This is a genomic window from Vagococcus sp. (assembly GCF_036639995.1).
In the GTDB taxonomy this organism is placed as follows: domain Bacteria; phylum Bacillota; class Bacilli; order Lactobacillales; family Vagococcaceae; genus Vagococcus.
Map to the genome: position 1 here is coordinate 19,544 of NZ_JAVWHO010000030.1, position 11,456 is coordinate 30,999.

The window sequence follows — 11,456 nt, forward strand, 5'->3', positions numbered from 1 at the left end:
TTCATCTACTCCAAGTAGTATAGCAAATTCTTTCTGAAATTTCTAGATAAAACAGCTCATTTTGTTTGGTATAAAAAAGAGCCAGACTTTTGAGTCTGACTCTAAATACTTATTTTTTTAACTCCACTACTAAATAGCGATGCGGTTCATTTCCTTCAGAATGAGTTGAAATATCTGATTCTGTCGCCAAAATTGAGTGAACTTGCTTTCTTTCAAAAGCTGGCATTGGTTCTAAGAAAACAGGCTGCTCTGTTTCTCTTACTTGTCTTAAAGTTTGTTTTGTTAAACGTTTAATGATTGCTTCGCGTCGTTCTCGGTAATCACCCACATTAACAACGATTGAGATACGGTTTTTAGCAATACGATGAATGTATACTTGAGCTAGATATTGAATGGCATTCAATAGTTTACCATGTTTGCCTATTAATAAACCTTTTTTCTCAGTTTCAAGATTAAACATCACACGATCTTTTGTTCTTGATACTTTCACCATTGCAGAAGCGCCTAAATCTCTTGTAATATCAGTCAAATAAACAGCTAAAGCCGTAATTGCTTCATCATCAGATAAGTTAACAAATTCTTTTGTTTTTTCTGTAACCATGTCCTCAACAGTAGCAGCAGTTTCAGTGATGGTTTCTTCTTTTACTTCAACTGGTTGTACTACGTCTGACTCAACTTCAACGGGCTTAATACTTTCAACAACAACAATTGCCTCTTTTTTACCGATTCCTAAAAAACCTTTTTTACCTTCCTCAACTATTTGGATATCAGCTTCACTTTTTGAAATGTTTAGTGTTGATAATCCTAATTGAGTAGCTTGTTCTACGGTTTCTCCTGTAAATTTTGGCATGACAAGAACCCCCTATATAGTAGTTTTTATTTTTTTATTTCTTTTTCTTTGGTCGATTTGCTTTCTGCAATGCTTTTTCAATATCACGTTGTTTTTGTTCTACCGCTTCTCTCTCACGTCTAATTTTAAACGGATTATTGATTAACAGTGTTTGAAGAACTTGGAAACCATTTGATATTACCCAGTACAATGATAACCCACTAGCTAATTTAACTCCCATGAATAAAATCATTGCTGGCATGATATAATTCATTGCTTTCATTGAACCTTGTACTTCAACTTGGCCCATTGACGTTAACTTCGTACTAATGAATGTAAAGATTGCTGCTAATATCGGTAAAATATATGTTGGATCTATTTTACCTAGCTCTAACCAAAGGAATGTTCCTTGAGTTAATTCTGGTATTCGAGAAATTGCTTGCCATAATGCCATCATAATTGGCATTTGAACAAGTAATGGTAAACAACCAGATACTGGATTCACACCATGTTCACTATAAAGACGTTGTTGCTCTTCTTGAAGTTTTCTAGCTGTTTCAGCATCTTTAGAAGCATATTTTTCTTGTAATGCTTTTAATTTTGGCTGTAAATCTTGGGTTTTTCTCATACTCTTTGTTTGATAATGCATTAATGGCATTAAAATAATACGAATAATAATCGTAAAGAGGATGATACCAATACCAGCATTACCAAATGACAATGCTTTAATCGCTTCTCCAAAGTAGTATACAATGTAGCGATCCCACAATCCTGTACTTGAGCTATCTACCGTTCCTGTGCCACAGCCTGTTAAGACAAACACAAGAGTTAGCATACTTAGAACAAGTAGCCATTTTTTCTTATTCTTCACTCGTTTAACCCTCGCTTATTCAATTATATTTGCTATTTTAAAAACATGTTGTATGTTGTTTTTTACTTCATCTAAAGATAATTTTGCAACACCAGGTCTTGCAATCAAAACAATATTATAATCTGAATTGATATTATCTTTTAATTGAAACAACGATTCCCTCATCAATCGTTTGACACGATTTCTAGTAACCGCATTTCCTATTTTTTTTCCAACCGATAAACCTATACGAAAGTGCTTATTTTCCTTTGCAGGATAAATGTAAACAACAAAATTTCGATTAGCATAGGAATCTTTATTGTAGATTATTTTTTGAAACTCTTTTTCTTTTTTAATACGATAGGATTTTTTCATAAGACATCCCTTTAACTTCTATATTATTTCATAAACAATACCATTCTCATAATAGCATAAAGCGCTTGTTTATTTCATTTTTTTATAAAAAAAAATCACTGATTCTAAGATTCAGTGATTTATGCTGCTAATACTTTTCTTCCTTTACGACGTCTACTTGTTAACACACGACGACCGTTCTTAGTGCTCATACGTTTACGGAAACCATGCACTTTTTGACGTTTACGTTTTTTTGGTTGATATGTTCTTTTCATTCAATCCACCTCCTAAAACTAAATATGCTTTCTAAATCACTTAGACAGACTATGACATTATACAAATAAATCAGTAGTTTTGTCAACTCATCTTTAAGTTAATTCTGACATATCTTATTAACAATATCAAATAAAGATATCCACATGTGTGTTAATCCGTCAATTCTTAAAAAAAGTTGTCTTTTAGTTATTACTGAGTTATCAACAGAGTCACAAGCTGTTATTAAGTTATCAACATTTTATAAAAAGGCTGTTAATAAGTTTGTTTAAGCTCTCTATCTCTTAGTTGCTAGCTGTGTATAACTTGTTAATAATCAGATTTCCTTTTAAAGATATTCACATTTTTTTGCAGCTTGTGGAAAACTAATATTACAATTTGTTAACTTCTTATCCACAGTGTTAATTTTCGGTGGAAAACTTTTTATAAAAATGCTAGAATAAACGAGACACTATTTATTAGGGGGATAGTTATGCCCAATATTGATTACATATGGAAAGAATTGGAAGATGATTATCGAAAGATATTAACACCTCCAAGTTTTAACGCTTGGATTGAGCAAGCCAAGCCAATTAGTTTAATCAACAACTTATTAACAATTGAAGTACCTTCCAACTTACATAAAGAGTATTGGGAAAAAAATCTTGCTGCAAAAATAGTAGAGACTGGTTTTAAATTAACAGGAGAAGAAGTTACTCCTGTTTTTATTCTTGAAAACGAAAAAAAAGAACCTGAGAAAAAACCAGATCCTATTCAATCTGAATTACCTGACATCGTCAAACAAAACAGTAAAAAAGCTTTATTAAATTCAAAGTATACATTTGATACATTTGTTATAGGTAAAGGAAATCAGATGGCACATGCCGCAGCGTTAGTTGTTTCAGAAGATCCAGGGGCGACTTACAATCCCTTATTTTTCTACGGAGGAGTAGGTTTAGGTAAGACTCATTTGATGCACGCTATTGGACATCAAATGTTAACGAACCAACCTGATGCAAAAATAAAATATGTGACCAGTGAATCATTTGCTAATGACTTTATTAATTCTATTCAAAATAGAACATCTGAAAGTTTTAGACAAGAATACCGTAGCGTTGATTTGCTTTTAGTCGATGATATTCAGTTTTTTGCTGATAAAGAAGGAACACAAGAAGAATTTTTCCATACATTTAATACACTTTACAATGAAGGTCGACAAATTGTTTTAACAAGTGACCGGTTACCTAATGAAATTCCCAAATTACAGGAACGACTTGTTTCAAGATTTGCTTGGGGGCTATCTGTCGATATCACCCCTCCAGATTTAGAAACACGTATTGCAATTTTAAGAAAACGCGCAAATGCTGAAGGATTAGAAATCCCAGATGACACGCTTTCTTATATTGCCGGTCAAATTGATTCGAATATTAGAGAATTAGAAGGAGCTCTAGTTCGTGTACAGGCCTACGCCACAATGAATGGCAATGATATTACAACTAGTTTAGCTGCTGATGCTCTAAAAAGTTTAAAACCAGCTAAGCAAAGAAGTGAATTATCTATTCTTTTAATTCAAGAAGAAGTTTGTAAATACTATCATCTTCAATTAAAAGATTTAAAAGGTAAAAAACGAGTGAAATCAATTGTAGTTCCTCGTCAAATTGCAATGTATCTATCTAGAGAACTAACAGATAATTCTCTTCCAAAAATAGGCGCTGAATTTGGTGGTAAAGATCACACAACTGTGATTCATGCCCATGAAAAAATTCAACAATTATTAGATACTGATCCAACAATTCAAAAAGAAGTAGGAGAATTAAAAAATATCCTTATTTCCTAATTGTGGAAAACTACAAAATTTAACACAGAGTTATCCACATGTTATTAACAAGGTATTTTTCTATTATTTCTATAGGTTCAACCACTTATCCACAGTACTAACAGTACCTACTACTATTACTATATTTTTTTATATTAATTAAAAGGAGAAACCAATGAAAGTTACATTAAACAGAAATGCTTTTTTAGAAGAATTAGCAACTGTCCAAAGAGCTATATCAGGGAAAACTACTATTCCTATTTTAACAGGTGTTAAATTATTATTAACCGAGGCAGGATTAACATTAACAGGGAGTAATGCAGATATATCAATTGAAACATTTTTAAGTGCTGATGACGAAAAAGCAAACATGTTAATTGAAAAAACTGGTTCAATTGTGCTACAAGCTCGTTTTTTCAATGAAATTATTCGCAAATTACCAGAAGAGACACTAACATTAGAATTAATCGAAAATAATCAAGTAATTATTTCATCAGGAAAAGCGTTGTTTAATGTTAATGGATTAAATTCTGAAAATTATCCACATTTACCAGTTGTGAATAATCAAAATACATTTAAACTTTCAGCTAGAGTTTTAAATAAATTAATTAGTGAAACTGTTTTTGCCGTATCACAACATGAAAGCCGTCCAATTTTGACGGGTGTTCATTTTATTTTAGAAAATAATGAATTATTAGCTGTTGCAACTGACAGCCATCGTTTAAGCCAACGTGTTATTGTTATTTCAGAAAATAATGATGCTTTTGATATAGTTGTACCTGGAAAAAGTTTACAAGAATTATCACGCTCATTTAAAGATGAAGAAGAATTAGTTGAAATTTCAATTATGGAAAATCAAGTTTTATTTAAAACTGCTAGCATGCATTTTTATTCTCGTTTATTGGAGGGGAATTACCCAGATACTAATCGTTTAATTCCAACGTCATTTACAACAGAAATAGAATTCAGCGTTCCTGAACTATTAGCAGCGATTGATCGTGCGTCACTTTTATCTCATGAGGGACGGAATAATATTGTTAAGTTATCAATTAGCTCTGAACAAGTTATTATTTATGGAAATTCGCCAGAAATTGGTAACGTAGAAGAATCATTAAACTACATAAATGTTACAGGGGAGCCAATTGATATTTCTTTCAATCCAGATTATATGAAAGCTTCTCTTAAATCATTTGGTAATATTGATGTCTTAATCAAGTTTATTTCAGCGATTAGACCTTTTACATTACAACCAACAGATGATGAGGTTAACTTTATTCAATTAATAACACCTGTACGAACTAATTAATATTTACTGAAAACTATCTTCGGATAGTTTTTTTTTGTAATTAATAAAAAACAGCCATATTTTACGTTCTAAGCAATTTATCCTTTAAAATGAAAAAACTATCGATTTTTATTCGATTTGCTTAAAAATGCTTAAATGTAAAGAATATTTGTTTTTATGGGTTAAAAAAGGTATAATATGATTAGGTAAACCTTGGAAAAGAAGGTGAAAATTTGTGAAAAAAAGTTTTTTATTAAAATCTGACTATATAACTCTTGGGCAATTTCTAAAAGAAGTAGATGTGATCTCTAGTGGTGGAATGGCTAAATGGTACTTACAGGAACATGCTGTTTATGTTGACGGAGAATTAGAAAATCGTCGTGGTAGAAAGTTATATGCGGAGATGATGATTGAAATACCTGATTTAGGTACTTTTTTTATGGCTAAAATGCCAAAAGATAAGGATTAAAAAGCATGAACATTGAAAAAATTTCATTACGAGCCTATCGTAATTATGATTCTCTTGATTTAGTATTTTCTCCTAAATTAAATGTTTTTTTAGGAGAGAACGCACAAGGTAAAACGAATCTTCTTGAAAGTATTTACGTCCTTTCACTTGCTCGTAGTCATCGAAGTAATAACGAAAAAGAGATGATTCAGTGGCAAAAAGATTTCGCACGAATTGAGGGAAATATTCAAAAGAATAATGGCTCATTGGATTTAACGATGATTATTTCTAATAAGGGAAAAAAAACTAAAGTTAATGGGTTAGAACAAGGTAAACTGAGTCATTATGTCGGTCATTTGAATGTTATTCTTTTTGCTCCAGAGGATTTATCACTTGTTAAGGGAGCTCCTCAAAATAGAAGAAAATTTTTAGATATGGAGATAGGACAAATTAATCCCCAATATCTACATAATTTAAGTACGTATCAAAATGTTTTAAAACAACGTAATCAATACTTAAAAAAAATTGCCTTTAGCTCTAATAAAGACTTAGTTTATTTAGATGTTTTATCAGAACAACTTGCTAAAGCAGGCAGTTTTGTTTTGTATCATCGTTTAAAATTTGTTAATAAATTAGAAGTATGGGCAAATAACATCCATCAAAAAATTACTTATGGCAAAGAAAATTTGAGCATAAGCTATAAAAGTCAACTATCCTTAACAGATGAATTAACAGAAGAAAATTTATTCGAATTGTTATTTTCTGAGTTGAAAGAATCTGTTCAAAGGGATTTAAAACATCTAACAACCTCTGTTGGTCCACACCGAGATGATTTACTTTTTTATGTAAATGAAAAAAATGTCCAAAATTTTGGTTCTCAAGGACAACAACGAACGACTGCTTTAAGTGTTAAATTAGCAGAAATTGAATTAATTAATGAAGAGATAGGAGAGTATCCTATCTTACTTTTAGATGATGTTTTAAGCGAGCTTGATGATGATAGACAAATCCATTTAATGGAATTCATTGAAGATAAACTTCAAACGTTTTTAACAACAACAAGTTTGATCCATTTAGAAAATAAATTAAATATTACTCCGAAAATTTTTCATATTTCTGAGGGAATAGTAGAAGGGAACGGTGACTAGTTTGACAGAAGAAAATAAAAATAATGAAACAAACCATGCCTATGATGCCAGTCAGATTCAAGTTTTAGAAGGATTAGAGGCAGTACGAAAAAGACCAGGGATGTACATTGGATCAACTGGACCACAAGGATTGCATCACTTAGTGTGGGAAATTGTCGATAATTCAATTGATGAGGCTTTAGCTGGTTACTGTACAGAAATAAATGTTGTTATTGAAAAAGATAACAGCATTACAGTAACAGATGATGGTCGTGGTATTCCCGTTGGTATTCAAGCTAAAACAGGTCGTCCAGCAGTTGAAACAGTCTTGACCGTTCTTCATGCCGGAGGAAAATTTGGCGGTGGCGGATATAAAGTTTCGGGTGGTTTACACGGTGTTGGTTCATCTGTTGTTAACGCGTTATCTGAATATCTAAGTGTAAAAGTACAAGTTGATGGTAAAATTCATTTTCAAGAATTTCGACGTGGAAAAATTTGTGATGATTTAAAAGTTATTGGTGAAACTGAAAAACATGGAACAACTATTAATTTTAAACCTGATGGTGAAATTTTTACTGAAACTGTTGTTTTTGAATATGAAAAATTAGCAACACGTATTCGAGAATTAGCATTCTTAAATCGTGGTTTAAAAATTAGTATTGAAGATAAGCGTGAAGAAACACCTAAAATAGAAACATTCCATTACGAGGGTGGTATTAAGAGTTATGTAGAGTTTCTTAACACTAATAAAACGGTTTTATTTGATGAGCCTATTTATACTGAAGGTGAACAACAAGAAATTACTGTAGAAGTAGCTATTCAGTATACAGATGGTTATCATACCAATCTGTTAAGTTTTGCAAATAACATCCATACGTATGAAGGGGGAACTCATGAGTTTGGTTTCCGTACTGCGTTAACTCGGGTGATTAATGATTATGCAAGAAAACAAAAAATTATTAAAGAAAACGAAGAAAATTTAAATGGTGAAGATGTTCGAGAAGGGATTACAGCAATTATTTCAATCAAACATCCAGAGCCACAATTTGAAGGTCAAACAAAAACTAAATTAGGTAACTCAGAGGTTCGTACAGTAACAGACCGTTTATTCTCTGAAGCTTTCAATAAGTTTCTGTTAGAAAACCCAGATACAGCAAAAAAAGTTGTTGAAAAAGGTATATTAGCTTCTAAAGCAAGAATGGCAGCTAAACGTGCTCGTGAAGTGACACGTCGTAAAGGCGCACTAGAAATTAGTAGCTTACCTGGTAAACTAGCTGATTGTTCAAGTCGAGTTCCAGAAGAATGTGAATTATTCGTCGTGGAAGGGGATTCTGCGGGGGGATCAGCTAAAACTGGTCGTGACCGCCGTACGCAAGCTATTTTACCTATCCGTGGTAAAATTTTGAATGTTGAAAAAGCCTCTATGGATAAAATTTTAGCTAATCAAGAAATTCGTTCTTTATTTACGGCAATGGGAACAGGTTTTGGCTCTGATTTTGATGTATCAAAAGCCAGATATCATAAATTGGTCATTATGACCGATGCGGATGTCGATGGTGCTCATATTAGAACGTTGTTATTAACTTTATTTTATCGTTATATGCGTCCAGTTGTTGAAGCAGGATATGTTTACATTGCCCAACCACCTTTATATGGTGTGAAACAAGGTAAAAATATTACTTACGTTCAACCAGGAAAAGATGCTGATGATCGCTTAGCTGAAGTGGTAGAATCACTTCCTACAACACCAAAACCAAACGTTCAACGATACAAAGGGCTTGGTGAAATGGACGATCATCAATTATGGGACACAACGATGGACCCAGAGCAAAGAACGATGTTACGCGTGAGTGTGGAAGATGCCATTAAAGCAGATGCAGTATTTGAGATGTTAATGGGTGATAAAGTTGAGCCAAGACGTGATTTTATCGAAACGAATGCTCACTATGTTAAAAACTTGGATATCTAGTTAGGTATAAGAAGGAGGAGCGTTCATGTCTGAGGAAATAAAAGAGAATATTAAAGATATAAATTTAACGGATGAAATGGAAGAGTCATTTATTGATTATGCCATGAGTGTTATTGTGTCACGTGCTTTACCAGATGTAAGAGATGGGTTGAAACCTGTTCACCGTAGAATTTTATATGGAATGAATGAAATGGGTGTCACACCAGACAAAGCGCATAAAAAGTCAGCACGTATTGTTGGGGATGTTATGGGTAAATACCATCCACATGGTGACAGTGCGATTTATGAATCAATGGTGCGTATGGCACAACCATTTAGTTACCGGAATATGTTAGTTGATGGTCATGGTAACTTTGGTTCTGTGGATGGTGACGGTGCTGCGGCAATGCGTTATACTGAAGCAAGAATGAGTAAAATTGCTATTGAAATGTTGAAAGATATTAATAAAAATACAGTTAACTTTCAAAATAACTACGATGAAACAGAGCGTGAGCCAGAAGTTTTACCAGCTCGCTTTCCTAACCTGTTGGTCAATGGAACGACAGGTATCGCAGTTGGAATGGCGACCAATATACCACCCCATAACTTAATCGAAGTTATTGATGCGTTAAAAGTATTAATGGCAAATGCAGATGCCACTACAGCAGATTTAATGGAAGCTTTACCTGGTCCAGATTTTCCAACTGGTGGTTTGGTAATGGGGAAATCAGGAATTCGTCGTGCCTATGAAACTGGTAAGGGCAAGATTATCGTTCGTGCAAAAGTTCATATTGAAGAGATGAAAAATGGTAAAGAACGTATTGTTGTAACGGAGATTCCTTACATGGTTAATAAAGCGAAGTTAGTTGAACGAATCGCTGAATTACACCGAGAAAAACGTGTTGAAGGAATCACAGACCTAAGAGACGAATCGTCTCGTGAGGGAATGCGTATCTCAATTGAAGTTCGCCGAGATGTGAGCGCGTCTGTTGTTTTAAATAATTTATATAAATTAACGTCTCTACAAACAAGCTTTGGTTTTAATATGCTAGCCATTGTTAAAGGTGTTCCAAAAGTCTTAAGTTTAAAATCTATTTTAGAGCATTATCTAGCTCACCAGGAAGAAGTTATTGTAAGACGGACAGAATTCGATAAAAATAAAGCAGAGGCCAGAGCGCACATTTTAGAGGGCTTACGAATCGCTTTAGACCATATTGATGAGATTATTCGTACAATTCGTTCTTCTGCGTCAGATGATGTAGCTAAACAAGCTTTAATTGAAAACTTTGAGTTATCAGACCGTCAAGCACAAGCAATTCTAGATATGCGTTTACGACGTTTGACAGGTTTGGAAAGAGATAAGATAGAGAACGAATACCAAGAATTACTGAAACTGATTGCTGATTTAAAAGATATTTTAGCCAATCATGACCGTGTTCTTGAAATTATTAGTACTGAATTAGATGAAGTTCAACGAAAATATGGAGATGAAAGACGAACTGAATTATTAGTAGGGGAAGTTTTAAGTCTTGAAGATGAAGATTTGATTGAAGAAGAAGATATCGTGATTACATTGACACATAACGGCTACATCAAACGTTTGCCAAGTACAGAATTTAGAACACAAAACCGCGGTGGTCGTGGTGTTCAGGGAATGGGTGTCCATGATGATGACTTTGTAGAAAATCTGGTCTCATGTTCAACTCACGATAGCTTACTTTTCTTTACAGATACTGGTAAAGTTTATCGTGCAAAAGGATATGAAATTCCTGAATATGGTCGAACTGCTAAAGGTATTCCAGTTATCAACTTACTTGGTATTGATTCTTCAGAGAGCATTGAAGCTATCATTAGTGTAGAAGGTAAAGCAGAAGAAGATCACTACTTGTTCTTTACAACTAAACTAGGGACTGTGAAGAAAACTGCAGTTAAAGAATTTGCTAATATTCGTACGAATGGATTAAAAGCTATTGGCTTAAAAGAAAATGATCAGCTGATCAATGTTGCTTTAACAAATGGTCATGAAAATATAATCATTGGTACTAATAAAGGCTATTCTGTGACATTTAACGAAGAGAAAGTTCGTTCAATGGGAAGAAGTGCAGCTGGTGTTCGTGGTATTCGACTTAGAGAAGAAGACTATGTAGTGGGAATGGATATTTTAAGTCCTGAATCTGAAGTTTTAGTTATTACTGAAAAAGGTTACGGTAAGCGAACATCGGCAGGTGAGTATCCAGTCAAAGGCCGTGGAGGTAAAGGGATTAAGACAGTTAATATTACAAGTAAAAATGGTAATTTAACTGGATTAACAACAGTTACTGGTGAAGAAGATATTATGTTGATAACGAATAAAGGTGTTATTATTCGTTTTAGTATTGATACAGTCTCACAAACAGGTCGATCAACACAAGGTGTTCGTTTGATTAGATTAGAAGAAGATGCCTTAGTATCTACAATGGCTAAAGTAGCTAAAGAAGAAGAGGAAGAATTAGAAGAGGTTATCTTAACACCTGAAAATAGTTCTGACAATGAAGTATCTGATACAAC

Annotated in this window: 10 protein-coding genes; 6 read left to right on the forward strand and 4 right to left on the reverse strand. The window is 33.3% G+C overall.

From position 1 onward, the window contains the following. Nucleotides 1–109: 109 nt before the first annotated feature. The 4 genes from jag to rpmH all read right to left on the reverse strand — a co-directional run bounded on the left by jag (nucleotide 110) and on the right by rpmH (nucleotide 2,308). Entirely contained in the window at nucleotides 110–850 is a 741-nt protein-coding gene (gene jag, locus RR554_RS08350; RefSeq protein WP_332467812.1) for an RNA-binding cell elongation regulator Jag/EloR, read from the reverse strand. Between the two features lie 34 nt (nucleotides 851–884). After that, nucleotides 885–1,664, reverse strand: a complete 780-nt coding sequence (locus RR554_RS08355; RefSeq protein WP_443081329.1) for a YidC/Oxa1 family membrane protein insertase — start codon at nucleotides 1,662–1,664, stop codon at nucleotides 885–887. A 51-nt stretch (nucleotides 1,665–1,715) separates the two neighbouring features. Then, the gene (rnpA, locus tag RR554_RS08360) at nucleotides 1,716–2,054 is read right to left on the reverse strand and encodes a ribonuclease P protein component (protein ID WP_332467814.1); all 339 of its coding nucleotides are present in this window, start codon (nucleotides 2,052–2,054) and stop codon (nucleotides 1,716–1,718) included. Nucleotides 2,055–2,173: 119 nt separating this feature from the next. Continuing rightward, the gene (gene rpmH / locus RR554_RS08365) at nucleotides 2,174–2,308 is read right to left on the reverse strand and encodes a 50S ribosomal protein L34 (RefSeq protein ID WP_332467815.1); all 135 of its coding nucleotides are present in this window, start codon (nucleotides 2,306–2,308) and stop codon (nucleotides 2,174–2,176) included. 470 nt (nucleotides 2,309–2,778) lie between these two features. Here rpmH and dnaA point away from each other — a divergent pair, with 470 nt between their 5' ends. The 6 genes from dnaA to gyrA form a co-directional block, all read left to right on the forward strand. After that, nucleotides 2,779–4,122: a chromosomal replication initiator protein DnaA gene (dnaA, locus tag RR554_RS08370; RefSeq protein ID WP_332467816.1), complete on the forward strand. Its 1,344-nt coding sequence runs from the start codon at nucleotides 2,779–2,781 to the stop codon at nucleotides 4,120–4,122. Between the two features lie 154 nt (nucleotides 4,123–4,276). Then, nucleotides 4,277–5,407, forward strand: a complete 1,131-nt coding sequence (dnaN, locus tag RR554_RS08375; protein ID WP_332467817.1) for a DNA polymerase III subunit beta — start codon at nucleotides 4,277–4,279, stop codon at nucleotides 5,405–5,407. A 214-nt stretch (nucleotides 5,408–5,621) separates the two neighbouring features. Further along, on the forward strand, nucleotides 5,622–5,855 hold the full coding sequence (yaaA, locus tag RR554_RS08380) for a S4 domain-containing protein YaaA (protein ID WP_332467818.1): 234 nt from the start codon (nucleotides 5,622–5,624) through the stop codon (nucleotides 5,853–5,855). A gap of 5 nt (nucleotides 5,856–5,860) precedes the next feature. Next, the gene (gene recF, locus RR554_RS08385; RefSeq protein ID WP_332467819.1) at nucleotides 5,861–6,982 is read left to right on the forward strand and encodes a DNA replication/repair protein RecF; all 1,122 of its coding nucleotides are present in this window, start codon (nucleotides 5,861–5,863) and stop codon (nucleotides 6,980–6,982) included. Nucleotide 6,983: 1 nt separating this feature from the next. Beyond that, on the forward strand, nucleotides 6,984–8,930 hold the full coding sequence (gene gyrB, locus RR554_RS08390; RefSeq protein ID WP_332467821.1) for a DNA topoisomerase (ATP-hydrolyzing) subunit B: 1,947 nt from the start codon (nucleotides 6,984–6,986) through the stop codon (nucleotides 8,928–8,930). Between the two features lie 25 nt (nucleotides 8,931–8,955). Further along, nucleotides 8,956–11,456: DNA gyrase subunit A (gene gyrA / locus RR554_RS08395; RefSeq protein ID WP_332467820.1), on the forward strand; the 2,501-nt coding region annotated here is incomplete at its 3' end.

What these genes read in the sequence shown, in the direction of transcription:
- jag (WP_332467812.1), bottom strand. Translation starts at nt 850, where the DNA reads ATGCCAAAATTTACAGGAGAAACCGTAGAACAAGCTACTCAATTAGGA.
- RR554_RS08355 (WP_443081329.1), bottom strand. Translation starts at nt 1,664, where the DNA reads ATGCTAACTCTTGTGTTTGTCTTAACAGGCTGTGGCACAGGAACGGTA.
- rnpA (WP_332467814.1), bottom strand. Translation starts at nt 2,054, where the DNA reads ATGAAAAAATCCTATCGTATTAAAAAAGAAAAAGAGTTTCAAAAAATA.
- rpmH (WP_332467815.1), bottom strand. Translation starts at nt 2,308, where the DNA reads ATGAAAAGAACATATCAACCAAAAAAACGTAAACGTCAAAAAGTGCAT.
- dnaA (WP_332467816.1), top strand. Translation starts at nt 2,779, where the DNA reads ATGCCCAATATTGATTACATATGGAAAGAATTGGAAGATGATTATCGA.
- dnaN (WP_332467817.1), top strand. Translation starts at nt 4,277, where the DNA reads ATGAAAGTTACATTAAACAGAAATGCTTTTTTAGAAGAATTAGCAACT.
- recF (WP_332467819.1), top strand. Translation starts at nt 5,861, where the DNA reads ATGAACATTGAAAAAATTTCATTACGAGCCTATCGTAATTATGATTCT.